Origin of the sequence: Citrobacter sp. wls708, from assembly GCF_005281255.1 — a bacterium.
Classification (GTDB): domain Bacteria; phylum Pseudomonadota; class Gammaproteobacteria; order Enterobacterales; family Enterobacteriaceae; genus Citrobacter; species Citrobacter werkmanii.
In genome coordinates, this window is the sequence record NZ_SZXE01000034.1 from 1 (window position 1) to 19,905 (window position 19,905).

Here is a 19,905-nt window from a genome sequence, read left to right on the forward strand (position 1 = left end):
GCGATAAGAATTGTCGCGCCGGATGAGTAGCCTCCTGCCAGGCCAACTAACAACCTTAATCCGACAAGTTGCCATATATTTGTCACCAGCCCCATAAGCGAAACAGTAACTGCCATGCCAAGGCTGGCTCTCACGAGCATCGACTTGCGTCCATATCTGTCACCGAGTTTTCCCCAGACAGGGGCGATCAACCCGGCAGTGATAAACGTTGCGCTAAATGCTACGCCAGACCATTGAACGACCGCGGCATGCCCGCTAACACCCAGTTCTTCGACATACAAAGGCAGGAACGGCAGCATAAGGGTCATTGCGAAGACGGTTGAGAACGAGCCAATGAAGCAAACGAGCAGGTTTCGTTGCCAGAAGCTGTTATACAATTGGGTCATAGAAATACTCTTTCTTGGTATACCATATTGGTATACCATAAAGATAATGCATTTCACTGTCAATTTTTGGGAGATCATTGCCGTCATGAGCCAGGCATCTGAGGTTGAAAACCAATTAAGAAAACTGATACTCAACATGGAGCTGGGGCCGGGAGAGCGGTTAACGGAGCGCTGGGCTGAAGCGACGTTTAACGCGTCCCGGACACCTGTGCGTGCAGCATTACAAAAGCTGGAGTCTGAAGGGCTGGTATGTCGTGACGGGTTACGCTGGATGGTGGCACCGATTGATGTCGCTGAAGTTGAACAGCTGTGTATTTACCGGGAAGTATTGGAAGTGGCGGCATTAAAACTATCCGCCAGCCAAATGACGGAAGAACAACTCAACGGTCTGGAAAACCTGCTTAAAACGAATACTGCTGATGCGCCAGAAGAGGTGATGGACGATGCCGGGACACGATTCCATCTACAGTTGGCCCGTCTTTGTCAGAATGCGTTTATTTTCGAAGGGGTAAGCGATGCCCTGCGCCGACTTTCACGGGCACGATGGCTCGACAAAGCGCCGTCAAATCCCGCGTGGGATGATCATCGAGAAATAATTGCTGCGCTTCGGTCGCGGGATACTGATAAGGCAGCAGAATTACTCGCCGTTCATCTCTGCGAAAGCCGCCTCCGCCTTCTTGAGGCAATCAATTCAAGCAGGCGTAGCCTAAGGGCGAGAGGTATTGCGATATCCTAATATGGTCTCCAGGTCGTCGGGGTCGCAGACCTGTTAACGGGGTCAGTACGTAAAAATTATTACGTATCGGCGCGGTTTGAGTGGATGACCGGACACCATAAAAACCTCTTAATCCGGCGGTGGTGGCCACCACGGATTACGTAAAATTTCACGTAATCCGGTTTATCGATACGTGAATTTGCCATGCTGCGTGAAACGCGCTAACGCGCTAACGCGCTGTAAGCCGTTCGTTGTGTGATGTGGTTGATTGACCAGGCCGGAACCGTAAAAATGGCTCTCCGTGTCACTGGTGCGCATAATGTATATTATGTTAAATCATGTGATGCGCACAAAGTCATAGAGATTAAGTCCCCATTAATCTTTCGTTTGCTGGCATTTGGACATTGGTTGACACCACTACTAACTCATCGCTTCTGTCTCTACTCTTGGATACGCAATAATTAAATACGTTGTGATTTCTGACTACCCCATCGATGGGAAGAAATAAAAGCCACCTTCTATGTAGGCGGCTTTTAACTTTGTCAGGCGATCAATCAGCTGGCGCTGGTAAACACGCAGCATCACTTCACGAAGGTAAAATCTCGATCGTGGCCGCTCTGGCACGTGTCCCAGTCATTGCGGAAACATAGCTACTGCTGAGGTACTTTTTCTGGTAAGCCTGATCAATTTTACTTTCAAGCTCAGGGTCTGATGGTTTTGCGAACAGCACGACGAACTCCTGTCCGATAGCCAGTATCTTACCTGCCTGCTGAGACAATGCTGCCTGATACCATTTTGAACTGGTACCACTATAGGCTCGGACGAAAAGTCGGTTATCCACCAAGTCGGTTGAAAAATTACTTTGTGAGCTTTCGAACGATATTGCTCAGCGTACACCCGGCACCGGTGATTTTCCTACAGCCGTAGAAGGACTCGAATTGTTCCGCCGAAACGAACCCGCTCCTCCGGTGAGCTGTCTGGTCCCTCCCAGTATCGTTCTGGTGGCCGATGGCGCGAAGATCATGTGGGTTGGTGGTGAACCTTATGAATATAGTGCGGAAAAATTCCTGATCACTTCTCTTGATCTGCCAGCCAGTTCGGAAGTATTACAGGCTTCGACATTCCGGCCCTGCGTCGGCGTAGCCTACATACTTGACCAGCGCGTGCTGATGGAATTAATCGCACAAGGAAGCCTGCCGCCGGTCAAAAAACGAGATGCGGGAACGGGTGTCGGTATAGGAACTATTACTCATGTCTTTCTGCCGTCTGCTTTCTTTGCTTGACGAGCCTGAAGCCATTCCTGTTCTCGGGCCGCTGATTCACAGAGAGATACATTACCGGCTTTTGATGAGCGATCAGTCTGATCATCTCAGACAGATCGCAGCAGTAGACGGCCATGGCTACCGTATCGGTAAAGCTATCGACTGGTTAAAGACGAATATAGCATCACCTTTACGTGTCGAGGAGCTGGCAGCTCGCGTGCAAATGAGCACGCCCTCTTTCCACCAACACTTCAGGCAGCTTGCGGGAATGAGCCCGCTTCGGTATCAGAAATGGCTGCGCCTCAATGAAGCCAGGCGACTGATGCTGAATGAACATTACGATGTTACCACATCAGCCTATGCTGTCGGTTATGAAAGCCTGTCCCATTTCAGCCGGGAATATTCGAGAATGTTCGGGGAGTCACCTAAAAGGGATATAACTGTTCTGAGAAAATCTGTCGGTAAAAATGATATTAAATGAGCTGTGCTTTTTCCCGCACTACCTAAATTTTGTAGAACAACGTATTTGCTGCTATCGGAGACTGAACGAAGCCGAAATACTCATAGAATGCCCGAGCTTTGCCATCAATAGCATGTACCATGATGGCTTTGATGCCCACTTGATCGGCTAAGTTGGAAATTCGCAGTACCGCATCATTAAGTAGCCATTTTCCGAAACTATGCCCCTGAGTACAGACATCAACAGCAAGACGTCCCAGCAGAACGACCGGAACCGGATCGGGCATATTCTGACGTAAACTACGGCCTAAATCAGCATGGCTCACGGACCCGGTTGCAATGGAATAGTAACCCACAACACGCTGAGTAGATTCAAGACAAATGACGAATGTGCGCGATGCGTTGAGGTACTGATTTTTAATCGCCCGTCGACGTAGCCAATCATTTAACACGTCATTACCGCAATCAAATGGCTGGAGATCATGCCCTTCGGTCAGCAACACCGGTGTCGTGACGTTTATTTCCATTCGGGCTTCACATTCATCAGGCGTTGACGCCCTTCAACGTTCTGAACCGGCGCTTCAAGCTGTTCAATGAAAGACTGATAACGGGCATCGTCAAGGACGAATACTCGTTGATCCAAAATGATATTCTGGGCCTCATGCACGGCCTTCTCAATGATGAAGTCAGTACGGTTTTTATTGACCAAACTTGCGGCGTAGTCAATTACCGCACGTTCCTCATCAGTAGCCCGGATATTAATTTGCTTATCACGAGTCGGCTTACGGGCGCTGCTTTGCATGGTTATCTCCTGTTGGTAACAAATTGCTATACACTACTTTAGCTAAATTGGTAACGGATTGCTATACGAGAAAGAGTTCTTCCATCGCGATTAGCCTGAAGTGTCAGGTCTGTCCGCCCTCTTCTTTTTACAGTTTCAGCGAATGTTCCTTGGAAGTTCAGTGTCGATTTGGGCCATTGCTGGTCGTTCCGCTTTCTTGTAATCTGTCTCGTTGCACGACTGACAAAATCTGGAAATACCGAACTGGACTTCATATGAATGCTCATACTTCAAAAGACCCTTTACATGGCGTAACGCTAGAAATGCAGGTCAATGCACTGGTCGATCGTTTTGGTTGGGCCGAGCTTGCTCAACGCATTAACATCAACTGCTTTAAAAATGAACCGAGCGTTAAATCCAGTTTAAAATTTCTGCGCCGTACGCCGTGGGCGCGTGCTGAAGTTGAAGCGCTCTATCTTGATTCGCTGCATGACGTGACCCCGTTCAACAACACTACACCTGCTATTGATCCCTGGGCTAACAGCCGCAACAAGAAAAAATAAGAGCATAGTCTGATGCCAGCATCCGGTTTCTTTTCAGGAAAATATCAGAAAAAACTGGCGAATATCTTCGTCCGTTGCCACGCCAGATTACCGCGAACCAATCTGAAATGGTTCGCGGTACTTGTGGGCAGTATGTTGTTACTTGGCAGTTGCTCTTCACAGCCGCCCGGTCCCAAAGTCGCCCCACTACCTCCGGTGAGTAAACCGCAACAGAATAAGGAGCCGGTGCGCGGAATCTGGCTGGCGACGGTTTCCCGTCTGGACTGGCCGCCGATCTCATCAGTGAATGTCAGTTCCCCTGCCATCCGTATCAGCCTGCAGCAGAAAGCGTTGACGGATAAGCTGGATAACCTGAAACGTCTTGGCATCAACACCGTTTTTTTCCAGGTCAAACCCGATGGCGCCGCATTGTGGCAATCTAAAATCTTGCCGTGGTCAGATACGCTAACCGGCACGATTGGTCAGGATCCGGGTTACGATCCGCTACAGTTTATGCTCGATGAAGCGCATAAACGCGGCATGAAAGTTCATGCCTGGTTTAACCCTTACCGCGTATCCGTTAATCTCAAACCATCAACGATCACCGAATTAAACAGCACGCTGTCGCAGACGCCCTCCAGCGTTTATGTCCTGCACCGGGACTGGATCCGCACCTCGGGCGAGCGTTTTGTGTTAGATCCCGGTATTCCCGAAGTACGCGACTGGATCACCAGCATCGTGGCGGAAGTGGTGGAAAATTATCCGGTCGACGGCGTGCAGTTTGATGACTACTTCTATACCGAGTCTCCCGGTTCAGCGCTTAACGACAGCCAAACCTTCAGAAAATATGGTCAGGGATTTGATTCTAAAGCTGACTGGCGGCGCGATAACACGCAACGATTGATCGCCCAGGTTTCGCGGACCATCAAGAAACTTAAGCCTGAGGTGGAATTTGGCGTCAGCCCCGCCGGTGTATGGCGCAATCGTTCTCACGATCCTGCGGGTTCCGACACCCGTGGCGCAGCAGCGTATGATGAATCTTATGCCGATACTCGTCGCTGGGTACAATTAGGCTTGCTGGACTACATCGCCCCTCAGTTGTACTGGCCTTTTGCCCGTGATGCGGCGCGATACGATGTGCTGGCGAAGTGGTGGGCAGATGTTGTGAAATCAACCAACACCCGCCTTTATATTGGAGTGGCGCTGTATAAAGTCGGCGAACCTTCACGAAAAGAGCCGGACTGGACAGTCAAAGGCGGCGTGCCAGAGTTGAAAAAGCAACTCGATCTGAACGAGTCCGAACCACACATCAACGGCACCATCCTGTTTCGCGAAGATTATCTCAATCAGCCGCAAACGCAGGAGGCCGTAACCTATATTCGCAGCCGTTGGGGGCGTTAATGGTTATTTAGGTCAGTGTAGCGACGGTATCTGTATCACTTGGACAGTAACCGGCGGACATTATCATTAATTTGTTTCTGGATCGTATCCAGCGTGGTTTGCGTTATCTGATCGGGGTATTTGTCACTGGCGATAGCGCTCAGCCCTATCGCAGAGTGGCAGATCTTTTCGATTATGGCGTTCACCTGGTCAGCAGAGAGCTCAGCTTCCTGAACGCCAAGCAACTGAAGGTGCTTTCTTTCGATATCCAGCGCCTCCCCCAGCACGTCCATTTGGTGGTACCCGCCGGGTCCTTCACACCAGGTGACGTCGTAAGCCGGAGCCAGAGTCCAGTTTCCATCGGCTGACATTAAATAAGCAAAGTTCTTCGGATGATCGTCTCGATTGTTGAATGCCACGTTGAAAACCACGCGTTCGAATGCTTTCGCCTTTTCTCTGACATCATTGGTACAGATCTGCGTGGCGCGCAGAAAATCCCGGTAATCTAAAGCGCCGGGTAACTGGTAATTTGCGCCGGTAAGTGCCGCCAGACTCTGCATTGGAATACGTACTGACTGGTCACGGTCGAAACGGCGGGTGGCAAAGGCCGCCTGCCCACCGGGCAGCTCAAAATATGCCGTATCGGGCGTGCTAATCCCACATTGACGCAAGCATTCAGCATAAACCGCTTCGATGGCGCATACTTCAGCATGCTCATGCCTGGCGGGAAATTTAATCAACCAGCTTTCGCTCCCGGGTAGCGGCGCAGTAGTAAATTTTGACGTGACACTGTCACGATAAAGTAGCGCTTTTGGCCTTGCCCCTTGTGGCGAACCGCCCATCTGAAGCAATTTTTGCAAGAATTCCCCGCCGTCTCCACTCAGGACTTCCTGCACTTCAGCGGCCAGTTGTTCGAGAGGCACATCCTCTTTTGAAATCTTCTCGACATCTGACTGAACGGGCTGGAAAGTCATGGCGCCCATCGCGTTGTTGCCGACCCAGGTTAAGCGCTCCAAAGGACCTATGCGCGCTGCGTTTAGTCCGCGGCGTTTAAATAATCGGTCCATCAACAGCATACCCCAGCCATCAGGTAACGAATCATAGACTGGTCCAGGTAATCCCAATTGATGAGCCGGGAAATCCCTGCGTAAACGTGGGCCGTTCAGCGGTAACATCAGCCGGGACAGTTCCAGTCCCTTACGTATGGCGTCTTCACTGTATTCAAAGGCGATCAACGGGCGTCCGGTCAGGGCTGTGGAAGACACCAGTTTTCCCCACAGCCATTTTTCACCCCAGCCTTCATAAAAAACATCAACTTGTTCAGGCATCAGAATTTTTCCTTTTCACTCGCTGGCGTGCCGCGCTCTTCTCGTAACGCAAAATATCATCCAGACTGTCAATCCTGGGTTTGAATAAACCCTCCAGCGCATCGCCATAACCTAACACCATTGCGACTTTGACCAGATTCTCAAATCCTACGTTCTTACCTGTTTCCAGATTCGAAACGGTATTCACACCGACACCTGAACGCGCGGCAACCTCAGCCTGCGTCATTTGCCGCGCGAGTCGTTCTTTACGCAATCTGTCACAGAGTAGTTTGACGATATCAGCAGCCGTATTGAGTGTTAAATCCATAATATTGGCCCTTATTTTGGTAAATGCTAGTTTACACACAATATTATAGAGTTAAAGTGAGGTTGATACAAAGCAGATAACATATGTTTTGATGGATTTAACGTCATAAATCCGTCATAAGACCCATCATACTATATTTAAATCATGGACGGATGCGGTGGTTAATCTGCCGAAATGCAGATTAAATGCCCGCGATGCAACTGGATCGCCCCCTGTCGTTTTAACCTGGCAAGCGTATCCATAATGGTGCTGCGGGAAAGCCCGGTTCGCTCCCTGATATACTGTACCGCCGGGATTCTTTTTCTGACGTCATCCGGCTCTTGCTGTAAAAGTTCAAGATGTCCCCAAACCATATCAGTTGCGGTTCGACTGGTGATCAGGCGATCGCGCTGGCTCATTACCTGAATAATATACGCTTCAACTATTGCCACAGATTCCCAGAGTCGATCGCGATTAACGATAGTCATGAAATCCGTTTTCTTCACTACATGAGTAGTACATGGGCTGACTGCTCCGATATCATAAAAGTTATGCCCAGTGGGAAGAAAGAACTCGGCCATTCCCAGCATCATTGGCGCCTGCTGACTGGCCAGGATGAGCCCATCAGTGCGCCGGCGAATGACTATTCTACCTTCGGTCAACAACCAGATCCCATTCTCACCCTGAGAGTCCATAATAAAAGAACCGCTACGATATAGCGACTGGGCTTCAGAAAGTGGCAGTAATGCGTTGAAAAGTTTGGTTATATTAGTCGCAAGGAGTTCTTCGCTGCTACCGGTTTGTTCAGTATTGCTGGTCATAGAAGGCTCAGTCTAATTCACTAAATAATCTTATTAATGATTATCGGTAATAGAGGAAAAATCAAACCTGAAAAGTCCATTTTTGGATTTGATTATTAACATTAGCCTTACAAGAAAGTCTGATTTTATACTTGCAATACATTAATACTTTTTGTCAAAAAAAACACAGTGATAATATCAATGAACAAAATGGTTCTTGTGGGCTTTTTCAATGTTAATTAAAAATATCTTGTGGTCGCTATTTATTACTGGGTTATGTGTGGGGGGGCATTATATTTTGACGCGATGGGTAACCAGACGCCTGCAATGTGCAACATTGAGAAAGCCGAGAGCAGGATTATTATGCTCTTTATTACTACTTGCTCATTTATTGGAATGTGGCGTTTATGCAACATTTTATTATATTCATCATTGCTTTAGTTCATTTTACGACTCGCTTTATTTTTCAATTACAAGTTTTGCCACCGTCGGTTATGGCGATTTGCTGTTACCACGATTCTGGGAGATCTCCGGTTCACTTGAAGGCATGACAGGCGCACTGCTAACTGGTTGGTCGGTCGCTTTACTGGTAGCAGTAGTGGTGCTCGAATCCGGCGAAAAACAACGTTAGAGATACCCTCTAATTAAGTTATAAATTCTGTTGGAGTTACTATGTTGCTCAATTATTTATCATTAGCAATACTCATCCTGGTGTTCTTAATTATTTTTTATGGCGTATTAATCTTGCACGACATCCCGTACGAGATCGCTAAGAAACGCAACCACCCTCACCTCGATGCCATACATGTCGCGGGTTGGGTCAGTTTATTTACATTACATGCGATTTGGCCATTTCTCTGGATTTGGGCAACATTATACAGTGATAAGCATGGCTGGCATGGCAATACCTCAGGACATAATATCGCTGAGCTAAGCGCGCGGATTGCGATACTGGAAAAAACACATGAACAAACTAATAGCGCATACAGCCCGCAGGATCCAAAGGTAAATTAATCGTGGAAATATTATTAACATTAACCTACGCCGCTATCGTTTACGTCATTTTTAAAGTATTTAAGGTTCCGTTGAATAAGTGGACATTACCCTCAGCGGTATTGGGGGGCGTGGTCATGCTTGGGGCGCTGATCCTTACCATGAATTATAATCATCCCTATACAGAAGATGCACAAAAATTGGTTGTGGGCATTCCCGTTGTTCCGCAAGTTACCGGGGTGGTTTCAGAAGTAACGGATAAAATTAACACACCAATAAAAAAAGGAGATGTCCTGTTTAAAATCGATCCTGCCCGTTATAAAGCTAAACTGGAAAAGCTTGAAGCAGACATTGTTACGGCAAAACATGACGTTCTGGCCCTTGAGGAGAAACGCAATAGCGCGCGACTGCAGCTAGAACAGGCCAGGGCTGAACGTGATAAATATTACAAAAACTATCAGCGCTACCAGAAAGGCAGTCAGGCAAAAGTGAACCCATTTACTGCCAATGATATTGATACAGCGCGCCAGGATTATCTGGCTCAGGACGCGGCGATGAACGCCGCCAATGCTGAACTGAACAGTATTCAGAAAGAACTCGACAGCACCATTCATGGACAAAACTCGCAGATCGCCAGTCTGCAAGCTCAAATTGATGAGGCTCGATTTAATTATGAGCAAACTATTGTTCGCGCCCCCAGCGACGGTTATGTCAGCCAATTACTGGTTCGTCCGGGAACCTATGCGTCGAGACTGCCTTTTAAGCCAGTTATGGTGTTTATTCCTGCGCACAAAAACCAAATTGTTGCGGCGTTTCGTCAAAACTCGATCTTACGTCTCAATGTGGGTGATGAAGCTGAGATTGTCTTCAATGGCTTGCCGGGACAAGTAGTACAGGGAAAAGTCGTCAGTGTTGCCCCCGTGATCCCGACCGGGGCTTATTATGCCCAGGGAACATTGCAATCCTTAAACGTCACACCGGGCAGCAACAAAGTGCTGGTCAGTATCGAAGTTGATAATAATCAGGCTGAACAGCAACTCCCAGACGGTGTTGCCGCTCAGGTTGCCGTCTATTCAGCTCAGCATTTTGAAGCATTATCATTGCTACGGAAAATACTCTTGCGCATGACCAGTTGGATGCACTACCTGTACCTTGATCATTAATCGACTGTCCGGGTGCAATGGTTGCGCCCGGACCTCACTCGACGCTCAGGCGGTAGCAGGTTCTGGTAATCTAAATGAGGAGACCAGCAACGCCAGTTGTTCCGCCTCCTCTTTCAGGGCCTGGGTACGTGCTGCGGCATCATCAATTAACGAGGCATTCTGCTGAACGGTGCTGTCCATTTCGGTAACGGCCAGCGTGACTTCGGAAACGCCTTTACGCTGTTCTTCGCCTGCAACGCGTATTTCCCCCATCAACTGACGCACCTGCCGTACGTTATTGACCAGTTCTCCCAGCCGTTCGCCTGCATTGTGAATTTGCTGACTTCCGCTACCAACATGAGATACGGATTCATCAATTAATGCTTTAATTTCCTGCGCGGCGGTGGCGCTACGCTGGGCCAGCGTACGTACTTCAGAGGCGACAACGGCGAACCCTCTACCCGCATCGCCCGCTCTGGCGGCTTCAACGGCGGCGTTCAGGGCCAGAATATTGGTCTGGAACGCAATGCTGTCAATCACCGCGACAATTTCCACCATTCTGCCGGATGACGCGCTGACGTTATCCATTGTTGAGATCACGCCCTGCATAACATCGCCACAGCGGTTGGCCGTTTGCGCGGTGCTATCGGATAGCTCATCCGCCAGTTGCGTATTACTGGCATTTTGATGAACGGTCGCATTTAACTGTTCCATCGCCGCCGAACTCTCTTCCAGCGCAGCGGCCTGCTGCGTGACGCGAGATGAAAGTTCCATATTGCTGTCTGCCAGGCTGACGGCATTATTCGCCACCACCACGCTACTGCTTCTGACGGTGATCAGAATGGCTGAGATTTTATCGACGAACAGATTAAACGCCTCGGCGATAGCCGAAATCTCATCTTTACCGCGCACATCCAGACGACGGGTAAGATCGCCTTCGCCCTGCGCGATATCATCGAGCGCCTGGCGGGTATCATCGAGACGCGAAATCAGTCGGCGAACCACCAGCCAGGATCCCACCAGCAATAGCGTCATAATTGGGATCAACACTTCCAGCACGTCCTGCATCATCACTTTGGCGAGACCGACGATGCGTGATTCAGGCGTCACCAGCCCCACGACCCAGCCGGTATCCGCCATCGGGAATAGCATTACCCGGGTCGGCGTATTCAACACATTGTCGTTGGCAAGCGTAATCGTCTTCACCCCATCTGCCGGACGTAAAGATTTAAGACCGTTTTCCACCGGGATAAGCCATTGCGCGCTTTGCGCCAGATCGTTAATGGTTTTGTGTTTTGTCAGGTCTGCCTGCGGGAAATAGAGAATTTGTCCCTGTTTATCCACCACGAACGCGTAACCGCCGGTGCTGTTTCCCTGCTGTTGCATAAAGGTGGCAACGTTATCGAGACGAATATCGGTAGTGGCGACGCCGGCAAACTTACCGGCCAGTTGATAAGGAACGCTGCAGGTTACCATGTTGACCCCGGAACTGGCATCCTGGTAAACATCAGACCATAAGCAGCTGTTTTGTGAATGTCCCTTGGCATGCTGATACCAGCTTTCATTGTGGTATCCGCTTGATCCTTCGACGTTATAGTCGTTGGAGTACATCAGCTTTCCTTCAGCGTTACGCGCCCAGAAAAAGCTGCGTTTTTCTACGCCTGCGGTGAAGGCGTCTGGTTCTGGCCAAATGCCGCCGCCGGTAATGATCGACTCTTTATCTTCACCTATCAAATGTGGAACAACGCTTTGATATAGCGATTCATCGTTGGGCAGCACTTCGGCCAGTCGCGACAAACCGACGGTCTCACCTTCAATTCGCGACAACACGGTACTTAACTGGCGGGTTAAACCTTGCCCCGTTTCTTCGATCAGGGCGGTATTGATTTCAACGACGCGCGGCTGCCCTCGCCAGAGCATAATTGCAACAATAACAAGTGTAGTGACTGCAAGCAGCAGAATGCCGCCAATGGTTAAACGCGTTGAAATACGAGTAGGATACCAGGCCATACAAACTCCTTCTGCAAAAGGCTAACTTTTACCCAGTATCGGCACCGGCGTTTTTATCTTTATAAAGTTTCCTTAAGTATTGCAAAATAAATAAGTGACGGCGTCACAAATAGCAAAACCCAGCACTTTGGCCGGGTTTTAATAACGCTTTAATTTTATTTTGATAATTCTTTTTTGATTTCGTCTTTTATTTTACTTAATTCGCTCTGCGGATGTTTTTTACAAAGTTCTACGGTCAGAGGTACTGCGGTCGCGACGGTTTCGTTATAGTCGACGTAATCACCACCTTTGAAATCTTCGTCTTCATTAAGCACCCAGAAAGCCACCGGAGCCATGGTCTGCGGGTTCAGATCAATGAATTCCTGGCAGCTCATGCCTTTCGGCGTCACTTCAGTTTTCGCGCTATCAGTGGCTGCATTGACGCTAACACTGGTTAACAGCGCTGCGACCAGAATACCTGCTGTAGAAAGGGAGAATTTATTCATTGTAGTACTCCATTTATAATATAGATAATATCTACACTCGCGCTTCAAACCGTTAATGTAGTTCGCAAAAAATAATACCCCTACCGTTATAAGAATAAAGGTTGCCATTATTGATTTGGCTGAAATTGATATTTCCCATTACCGATTCTGATGTTTGAGGGGAAATGTTGCCGACAATGTGATCGTTCCGACGAAATCAGCAGATTCATACCCCGCTCTCCTGTCGCTGCACCAAAACTGAACTACGCTGCACAAATGTTGATCATTAGTTAATGAATATGGTTTGTGTTTTAACAAAAACAGCCAGCGTATCGCTGTTAGCGACCTGGCACGCGTCCTGCATTGTTAATTCACTAACAGTGAGCCGTCATCTGACAGACAACTAACAGCGAGAAGGTAATGACAGCGAAACCTGAATTATTTACCCGCATAGAACAGACCTTCAGCCAGCTTACGCCGAGCGAAAAGCGCGTAGCCGGGTGGCTGTTAGCCCACGGTGTACAGATCCCTTTTGAAACCGCGGATGGCATCGCTAAAGCGGCAGGAACCAGCGGCATTACCGTAGGACGCTATCTGCGTAAGCTGGGCTTTCGTAATCTGGAGGATGCAAAAGCCAGCCTGCGTGAGCTGCCGGTTGTCCCCTATCAACCCTGGGGAATGAACGAGCGGCTGGATTCCTGGCACCAGCAGCAAAGTCTGCCGGATCGCGCGCAGCAGTCGCTGTTACTGGAAATCGACGCCATTACCCATGTCTATCAACTCGCGCAAAGCGAAACATTTTTACGCATTGCGCAGCAGCTGGCGCATGCGGAAGCGGTTTACATCCTCGGGATCCAGTCTACACGTGGGATTGCCAACGCCTTTTTTAGTCATCTTGAATACCTGCGGCCTAAAGTCAGCTACTCCGAAGGGCTTTCCGGCAGTTGGGTCGAGTCGCTGAATTCGGGATTTAACCAGCCATACGTGGTGATCACCGACATGCGCGCCTACTCCGCTATCTCCCGACAATATTGCCGTGTCGCGACAGAACGCCATATTCCACTGGCGCTGATCACCGATGTGTGGTGTCCGTGGGCCAGAGATTATGCCCTTGATTTACTCCAGGTAAAAACTGACACCGGACATTTCTGGGATTCTCTGGCTCCCGTGAGCTGTCTGTTCAACTTATTACTCTCTGCGGTGGTGGAGCAACTTGGTGATTCCCTCGCAGGACGCCTGCAGACCAATCGCCAGTTACAACAACAGTTTGGTCAATTCGAACAATAAACAGGAAATGTGCTATGTCAGAAACCCCAGAACTGGTCGATCTGTCGGTGATATTCCCGTCACTGCATATCGATCTCAAATACGCCACGGCCGACAACATTACCGGCGCGCCTATCTACCGGGAAACGCGCTGTCTGTTACACCGCGAGGCGGTAACCGCGCTGGCTAAAAGCATCAGTATCGCGCAACTGGCGGGTCTGAAGCTTGTAATCTATGACGCGTATCGCCCCCAGCAGGCGCAGGCGGTGCTGTGGAATGCGTGCCCGGATCCCCAGTACGTCGTCGATGTGGCGATTGGATCCAATCACAGCCGCGGGACGGCCATCGACGTTACGCTGATGGACGATCGTGGCAATGTTCTTGATATGGGCGCTGATTTTGATGAGATGCACGACCGTTCTCATGCCTGGCACCCTTCTGTTCCACCAGCCGCGCAGCGTAACCGGTTGTTACTCAACGCCATTATGTTCGGTGGCGGTTTTGTCGGCATTAACAGCGAGTGGTGGCATTTTGAATTACCTGATGCCGCGCGTTATCCACTGCTTGACGACCAGATAGCCTGTTTCCCTGTTCCCCCCATAACAACACAACATCCTTTTTAATTCTGGAGCCTGGTTATGAAGACTACACCTGCGTTAAATGCGTTTTTTCGCCCCGCTCTGATCGCCATTGCGCTGGCATTTGCCCTCCCTGCCGCGCAGGCAGCCGTGCCTAAAGATATGTTGGTCATCGGTAAAGCCGCCGACCCGCAGACGCTCGACCCCGCCGTGACCATCGATAACAACGACTGGACGGTCACCTATCCCTCTTATCAGCGTCTGGTTCAGTACAAAACCGAAGGCGGTAAAGGCTCAACGGAAGTTGAAGGTGATTTAGCCAGCGGCTGGAAAGCCTCTGACGATCAGAAAGAGTGGACGTTCACCCTGAAAAACGATGCCAAATTCGCCGACGGGACGCCGGTGACGGCAGATGCAGTAAAACAATCCTTTGAGCGCCTGCTCAAAATTGGCCAGGGACCCGCTGAAGCATTCCCGAAAGATCTGAAGGTTGAGGCCATTGATGACAACACGGTGAAATTTACCCTCAGCCAGCCGTTCGCGCCATTCCTGTATACGCTGGCAAATGACGGGGCCTCAATTATCAACCCAGCAATCTTAAAAGAGCATGCCGCAGACGATGCCCGCGGATTCCTGGCGCAGAACACGGCAGGCTCCGGTCCTTTCATGCTGAAAAGCTGGCAAAAAGGACAACAACTGGTGCTGGTGCCAAACCCGCATTATTCCGGGGCCAAACCAACGTTTAAGCGGGTTTCGGTAAAAATCATTGGTGAAAGCGCCTCCCGTCGCCTGCAGTTGTCGCGTGGCGATATCGACATTGCCGACGCGCTTCCAGTCGACCAGTTGGCCGCTTTAAAACAGGAAGGCAAAGTTAACGTAGTGGATTATCCCTCGCTGCGCGTGACCTATCTGTATCTGAACAACAGTAAAGCGCCGCTCAATCAGGTGGATTTACGCCGCGCCATCTCATGGGCCACTGATTATAAAGGCATGGTGAATGGGATCCTCAGTGGCAATGGTAAACAGATGCGCGGTCCGATCCCTGAAGGTATGTGGGGTTTTGATGACAAGGCTATGCAGTACAGTTTTGATGAAGCCAAAGCGAAAGCCGCATGGGACAAGGTCGCGAACAAACCCGAAAGCCTGAGTTTCTTGTATTCAGATAATGACCCTAACTGGGAGCCGATTGCCCTCTCTACCCAGGCCAGTCTCAACAAACTGGGTATTAAGGTGAAGCTGGAAAAACTGGCGAATGCCACCATGCGTGACCGTGTGGGTAAAGGGGATTACGACATTGCTATCGGCAACTGGAGTCCGGATTTCGCCGACCCGTACATGTTCATGAACTACTGGTTTGAGTCAGATAAAAAAGGTCTGCCGGGTAACCGTTCATTCTATGAAAACAGTGAGGTCGATAAGCTGCTGCGTAGCGCATTAGCCACCACCGATCCGGTCGCCAGAACCAATGATTACCAGCAGGCGCAAACCATCGTGATTGATGAAGCGGCCTACGTCTATTTATTCCAGAAAAACTATCAACTGGCGATGAACAAAGACGTCAAAGGATTTGTATTTAACCCCATGCTGGAACAGGTCTTCAATATCTCCACCATGAGTAAATAAGCCACGTTGATGCGGAGCCACTCAGGCTCCGCAAGGGGAAGCTAATGACGTTCTGGAGCATTTTACGCCAGCGATGCTGGGGACTTATTCTGGTGGTTATCGGTGTTTGCGTGATCACCTTTATTATTTCGCACCTGATCCCAGGCGACCCCGCACGGTTGCTGGCGGGCGATCGCGCCAGCGATGAAATTGTCGAAAATATTCGTCAACAGCTGGGGCTGAACCAGCCGCTGTATGTGCAGTTCTTTCGCTATGTGAGCGATATCTTTAAGGGCGACTTAGGCACCTCTATTCGCACCGGACGCCCGGTACTGGATGAACTGCGTATCTTCTTTCCCGCCACCCTGGAGCTGGCTTTCTGCTCTTTGTTGCTGGCGCTGGTGATCGGTATTCCGTTAGGTATTTTATCTGCAGTCTGGCGCAACCGTTGGCTTGATCACCTCGTTCGCCTGATGGCGATTACCGGCATCTCCACGCCTGCATTCTGGCTGGGGCTGGGGGTTATCGTGCTGTTTTATGGTCATCTGCAAATTTTGCCCGGTGGTGGACGGTTAGACGACTGGCTGGATCCACCGGCTCATGTCACCGGGTTCTACCTGATTGATGCCCTGCTGGAAGGCAATGGCGAAGTCTTTTTCAATGCGCTCCAGCACCTGATCCTGCCGTCACTGACGCTGGCTTTTGTGCACTTAGGGATCGTTGCCCGCCAGATTCGCTCCGCCATGCTGGAGCAACTGAGTGAAGATTACATTCGTACCGCGCGCGCCAGCGGACTGCCGGGCTGGTACATCGTGTTGTGTTACGCGTTGCCGAATGCGCTTATTCCATCAATAACCGTGCTCGGCCTGGCATTGGGCGATCTGCTCTACGGTGCGGTACTGACCGAAACGGTCTTCGCCTGGCCGGGAATGGGCGCCTGGGTGGTAACGTCGATTCAGGCGCTCGACTTCCCGGCGGTGATGGGATTTGCCGTAGTGGTCTCTTTCGCTTATGTGCTGGTCAACCTGGCGGTTGATTTACTCTACCTGTGGATTGACCCACGTATTGGACGCGGAGGTGCTGAATGATGCTCACTCAAGAAACGCCGACCGCCCCACAGACTGCTCGTCGTCGTACGGACTGGGCGAAATTGTTGTGGATGATGAAAAGCAGCCCGCTGACGCTGATAGGCGGGGTCATCATTGTACTGATACTGTTGCTGATGGTGCTGTCACCGTGGATTACGCCATACGATCCTAATGCCATCAATTTAAGTGCGCGCCTGCTGCCACCGTCTGCGTCCCATTGGTTTGGTACCGATGAAGTGGGCCGCGATCTGTTCAGCCGTGTTCTGGTCGGAAGCCAGCAGTCGGTCGTCGCTGGTCTGGTGGTGGTGGGAATTGCCGGCGGATTGGGTTCGCTGCTGGGTTGTCTGTCTGGCGTCATGGGGGGACGCGCCGATGCAATTATCATGCGAATAATGGACATCATGCTGTCCATCCCTTCGCTGGTACTGACAATGGCGCTGGCCGCTGCGCTGGGACCCAGCCTGTTTAACGCCATGCTGGCGATTGCCATCGTACGTATTCCTTTTTATGTGCGCCTCGCCCGCGGCCAAACGTTAGTGGTGCGTCAGTTTACCTATGTCCAGGCTGCGCGGACCTACGGCGCTTCTCGCTGGCACCTGATTAGCTGGCACATTTTACGTAACTCTTTACCGCCGCTGATTGTGCAGGCGTCGCTGGATATCGGCAGCGCGATCCTGATGGCCGCCACGCTCGGGTTTATTGGTCTGGGCGCACAGCAGCCCAGCGCGGAATGGGGAGCGATGGTGGCGATAGGCCGCAACTACGTGCTTGATCAGTGGTGGTATTGCGCTTTTCCCGGCGCCGCAATTCTGATTACCGCCGTGGGCTTTAATCTTTTTGGCGATGGTATTCGCGACCTGCTGGATCCGAAAGCCGGAGGAAAACAGTCATGACACAACCCGTACTGGAAATTGAGGATTTGCATCTGAGTTTCCCCGGCTATAAAGCTGACGTGCATGCGCTGAACCATGTTTCGCTGCATATCAACCGCGGAGAAATTGTCGGCGTGGTCGGTGAATCCGGTTCCGGCAAGTCCGTGACGGCGATGCTTACCATGCGGCTGCTGCCGGAGGGCAGCTATCATATTCACCAGGGACGCGTTTCGCTACTGGGTGAAGATGTGCTCAATGCCAGCGAAAAGCAAATGCGCCAATGGCGCGGCGCACGCGTTGCGATGATCTTTCAGGAGCCCATGACCGCGCTTAATCCCACGCGACGTATCGGCCAGCAGATGGTGGAAGTTATCCGCCATCACCAGGCGCTAAGCCGCACGGATGCTCGCCAGAAAGCCATCGCTTTACTGGAAGAGATGCAAATTCCGGACGCGGCGGAAGTGATGAAACGTTTCCCGTTTGAGCTTTCCGGCGGTATGCGCCAGCGGGTGATGATTGCGCTGGCCTTTTCCTGCGAGCCGGGGCTTATCATTGCCGATGAACCGACCACCGCGCTCGACGTCACGGTACAGCTACAGGTGCTGCGTTTATTGAAGCTAAAAGCGCGCGCCAGCGGGACAGCCGTACTATTTATCAGCCATGATATGGCGGTGGTGTCACAATTGTGCGACCGGTTATACGTCATGTATGCCGGAAGCGTGATTGAGAGCGGCCCAACACAAACCGTTATTCAGCATCCCACGCATCCCTATTCCATCGGCTTGCTGAAATGTGCGCCGGAACACGGCGAACCGCGCACATTGCTGCCTGCCATTCCCGGCACCGTACCGAATTTAACCCGCTTACCGAGCGGATGCGCATTTCGCGAACGCTGTTTTGCCGCCGGTCCTCGCTGTGACGAGACGCCTGCATTAAGCAGTCAGGGAGGCGCGGATCAACAATCGGCCTGCTGGTATCCGCAACTGGAGACAACACATGTCTGAATTTTTACTGGCCCTGCAGGATGTTCATGTCAGCTTTCCCGCGCGTAAAAACTGGCTCGGCAAGGTTACCGAACGGGTGCATGCGCTCAACGGTCTGGATTTACAGATTCGTCAGGGAGAAACGCTGGGGATTGTCGGTGAATCCGGCTGCGGAAAAAGTACGCTGGCGCAACTGCTGATGGGGATGCTGCAACCGAGTCAGGGAAACTACTCTCGCCACAATGACAAGCGGCACAGCGGCATGCAGATGGTCTTTCAGGACCCGCTTTCATCGCTTGATCCGCGCTTACCGGTGTGGCGAATTATCACCGAACCAGTGTGGATCCAGAAGCGAAGCTCCGAGCGTGAACGCCGCATTCTTGCCGAAGATTTGGCGCAACAGGTAGGGATCCGCCCTGAATATCTCGACCGTCTGCCGCATGCGTTCTCCGGCGGGCAGCGTCAGCGTATTGCCATTGCCCGGGCGTTGTCCTCAGAGCCGGACGTGATTGTACTGGATGAACCCACTTCGGCGCTGGATATCTCCGTGCAGGCGCAAATTCTTAACCTGCTGGTGTCATTGCAGGCACGCAGAAATCTGACCTATGTGCTGATATCGCATAATGTGTCGGTAGTTCGCCATATGAGCGATCGCGTGGCGGTGATGTACCTTGGGCAAATTGTTGAACTGGGAGAAACGCAGCAGGTTCTTACTCATCCTGCCCATCCCTACACGCGATTATTACTCGACTCCGTCCCTAAAACGGGAGCACCGCTGGCGGAGGATTTAGTGTTACGGAAAACCGAACTACCGGGGAACCGAACGCTGCCTGAGGGCTGTTTTTTTCGTGACAGATGTCCGTTGGCGCTCCGTGGCTGTGAGAATAAACAGATCTTGCTGTCCAGCGAATCAGGATGTGAGGTTCGCTGCTGGCGGGCGGTTAACGTGAGCTGAACGCGGCGGAAAA

Annotated in this window: 21 protein-coding genes and 2 pseudogenes; 14 read left to right on the plus strand and 9 right to left on the minus strand. The window is 50.8% G+C overall.

The features are described from left to right. On the minus strand, window positions 1-386 hold a 386-nt coding region (locus FDW97_RS18600; RefSeq protein WP_137351489.1), incomplete at its 3' end, for an MFS transporter. A gap of 85 nt (window positions 387-471) precedes the next feature. Between FDW97_RS18600 and FDW97_RS18605 the strand changes: the two genes are divergently transcribed. After that, the gene (locus FDW97_RS18605; RefSeq protein ID WP_079224224.1) at window positions 472-1,122 is read left to right on the plus strand and encodes a GntR family transcriptional regulator; all 651 of its coding nucleotides are present in this window, start codon (window positions 472-474) and stop codon (window positions 1,120-1,122) included. A gap of 565 nt (window positions 1,123-1,687) precedes the next feature. Here FDW97_RS18605 and FDW97_RS18610 read toward each other — a convergent pair. After that, window positions 1,688-1,942, minus strand: a pseudogene (locus FDW97_RS18610) (DUF2255 family protein); the annotation flags it as partial. A gap of 40 nt (window positions 1,943-1,982) precedes the next feature. On the opposite strand from FDW97_RS18610, the pseudogene FDW97_RS18615 reads away from it, so the two are divergent. After that, window positions 1,983-2,844 (plus strand): annotated as a pseudogene (locus FDW97_RS18615) (AraC family transcriptional regulator N-terminal domain-containing protein). Between the two features lie 22 nt (window positions 2,845-2,866). Here the strand turns inward: FDW97_RS18615 and FDW97_RS18620 are convergent. After that, complete coding sequence (locus FDW97_RS18620) at window positions 2,867-3,349, minus strand: GNAT family N-acetyltransferase (RefSeq protein WP_085048216.1); 483 nt, start codon at window positions 3,347-3,349, stop codon at window positions 2,867-2,869. Next, window positions 3,340-3,624 (minus strand): DUF1778 domain-containing protein, encoded by a 285-nt coding sequence (locus FDW97_RS18625; RefSeq protein ID WP_038640582.1) that lies wholly within the window; start codon window positions 3,622-3,624, stop codon window positions 3,340-3,342. The genes FDW97_RS18620 and FDW97_RS18625 overlap by 10 nt, the downstream gene beginning before the upstream one ends. Window positions 3,625-3,878: 254 nt before the next feature. On the opposite strand from FDW97_RS18625, the gene FDW97_RS18630 reads away from it, so the two are divergent. Beyond that, window positions 3,879-4,166, plus strand: a complete 288-nt coding sequence (locus FDW97_RS18630) for a VF530 family DNA-binding protein (RefSeq protein WP_087856619.1) — start codon at window positions 3,879-3,881, stop codon at window positions 4,164-4,166. A gap of 12 nt (window positions 4,167-4,178) precedes the next feature. Further along, window positions 4,179-5,546: a glycoside hydrolase family 10 protein gene (locus FDW97_RS18635; protein ID WP_137351449.1), complete on the plus strand. Its 1,368-nt coding sequence runs from the start codon at window positions 4,179-4,181 to the stop codon at window positions 5,544-5,546. 35 nt (window positions 5,547-5,581) lie between these two features. On the opposite strand, the gene FDW97_RS18640 is transcribed toward FDW97_RS18635, so the two are convergent. The 3 genes from FDW97_RS18640 to FDW97_RS18650 form a co-directional block, all read right to left on the minus strand. Continuing rightward, window positions 5,582-6,853, minus strand: coding sequence for a type II toxin-antitoxin system HipA family toxin (locus FDW97_RS18640; protein WP_137351450.1), 1,272 nt, complete (start codon window positions 6,851-6,853; stop codon window positions 5,582-5,584). Next, on the minus strand, window positions 6,846-7,160 hold the full coding sequence (locus FDW97_RS18645; protein ID WP_087856616.1) for a helix-turn-helix domain-containing protein: 315 nt from the start codon (window positions 7,158-7,160) through the stop codon (window positions 6,846-6,848). Before FDW97_RS18645 ends, FDW97_RS18640 begins: the two co-directional genes overlap by 8 nt. A gap of 161 nt (window positions 7,161-7,321) precedes the next feature. Further along, on the minus strand, window positions 7,322-7,960 hold the full coding sequence (locus FDW97_RS18650; protein WP_137351451.1) for a helix-turn-helix domain-containing protein: 639 nt from the start codon (window positions 7,958-7,960) through the stop codon (window positions 7,322-7,324). 211 nt (window positions 7,961-8,171) lie between these two features. Between FDW97_RS18650 and FDW97_RS18655 the strand changes: the two genes are divergently transcribed. Genes FDW97_RS18655 through FDW97_RS18665 form a run of 3 tightly spaced genes read left to right on the plus strand, consistent with a single transcriptional unit; the run spans window position 8,172 to window position 10,095 of the window. Continuing rightward, window positions 8,172-8,570 (plus strand): potassium channel family protein, encoded by a 399-nt coding sequence (locus tag FDW97_RS18655; RefSeq protein WP_137351452.1) that lies wholly within the window; start codon window positions 8,172-8,174, stop codon window positions 8,568-8,570. A gap of 41 nt (window positions 8,571-8,611) precedes the next feature. After that, window positions 8,612-8,953: a DUF3302 domain-containing protein gene (locus FDW97_RS18660; RefSeq protein ID WP_042308402.1), complete on the plus strand. Its 342-nt coding sequence runs from the start codon at window positions 8,612-8,614 to the stop codon at window positions 8,951-8,953. A 2-nt stretch (window positions 8,954-8,955) separates the two neighbouring features. Beyond that, complete coding sequence (locus FDW97_RS18665) at window positions 8,956-10,095, plus strand: HlyD family secretion protein (protein WP_085048210.1); 1,140 nt, start codon at window positions 8,956-8,958, stop codon at window positions 10,093-10,095. Between the two features lie 45 nt (window positions 10,096-10,140). Here FDW97_RS18665 and FDW97_RS18670 read toward each other — a convergent pair whose 3' ends face one another. Then, window positions 10,141-12,084, minus strand: a complete 1,944-nt coding sequence (locus FDW97_RS18670) for a methyl-accepting chemotaxis protein (protein ID WP_085048209.1) — start codon at window positions 12,082-12,084, stop codon at window positions 10,141-10,143. A gap of 155 nt (window positions 12,085-12,239) precedes the next feature. Next, entirely contained in the window at window positions 12,240-12,569 is a 330-nt protein-coding gene (hdeB, locus tag FDW97_RS18675; RefSeq protein WP_137351453.1) for an acid-activated periplasmic chaperone HdeB, read from the minus strand. Window positions 12,570-12,968: 399 nt separating this feature from the next. Here hdeB and FDW97_RS18680 point away from each other — a divergent pair, with 399 nt between their 5' ends. Genes FDW97_RS18680 through FDW97_RS18710 form a run of 7 tightly spaced genes read left to right on the plus strand, consistent with a single transcriptional unit; the run spans window position 12,969 to window position 19,892 of the window. Further along, window positions 12,969-13,835 carry a MurR/RpiR family transcriptional regulator gene (locus tag FDW97_RS18680; protein WP_038640598.1) on the plus strand — a complete coding sequence of 289 codons (867 nt, stop codon included), beginning with the start codon at window positions 12,969-12,971 and terminating at the stop codon, window positions 13,833-13,835. A gap of 14 nt (window positions 13,836-13,849) precedes the next feature. Continuing rightward, window positions 13,850-14,437, plus strand: coding sequence for a D-alanyl-D-alanine dipeptidase (gene ddpX / locus FDW97_RS18685; RefSeq protein ID WP_087856612.1), 588 nt, complete (start codon window positions 13,850-13,852; stop codon window positions 14,435-14,437). 15 nt (window positions 14,438-14,452) lie between these two features. Next, window positions 14,453-16,015, plus strand: a complete 1,563-nt coding sequence (locus FDW97_RS18690) for an ABC transporter substrate-binding protein (RefSeq protein WP_085048206.1) — start codon at window positions 14,453-14,455, stop codon at window positions 16,013-16,015. Window positions 16,016-16,059: 44 nt separating this feature from the next. Then, a complete protein-coding gene (locus FDW97_RS18695) occupies window positions 16,060-17,082 on the plus strand; it encodes an ABC transporter permease (protein WP_137351454.1) in 1,023 nt (340 codons plus the stop codon). Further along, window positions 17,079-17,975 carry a D,D-dipeptide ABC transporter permease gene (ddpC, locus tag FDW97_RS18700; protein WP_038640605.1) on the plus strand — a complete coding sequence of 299 codons (897 nt, stop codon included), beginning with the start codon at window positions 17,079-17,081 and terminating at the stop codon, window positions 17,973-17,975. The genes FDW97_RS18695 and ddpC overlap by 4 nt, the downstream gene beginning before the upstream one ends. Next, complete coding sequence (locus FDW97_RS18705; RefSeq protein ID WP_137351455.1) at window positions 17,972-18,958, plus strand: ABC transporter ATP-binding protein; 987 nt, start codon at window positions 17,972-17,974, stop codon at window positions 18,956-18,958. The genes ddpC and FDW97_RS18705 overlap by 4 nt, the downstream gene beginning before the upstream one ends. Beyond that, window positions 18,951-19,892 (plus strand): ABC transporter ATP-binding protein, encoded by a 942-nt coding sequence (locus FDW97_RS18710; protein WP_137351456.1) that lies wholly within the window; start codon window positions 18,951-18,953, stop codon window positions 19,890-19,892. Before FDW97_RS18705 ends, FDW97_RS18710 begins: the two co-directional genes overlap by 8 nt. Window positions 19,893-19,905 lie beyond the last annotated feature (13 nt).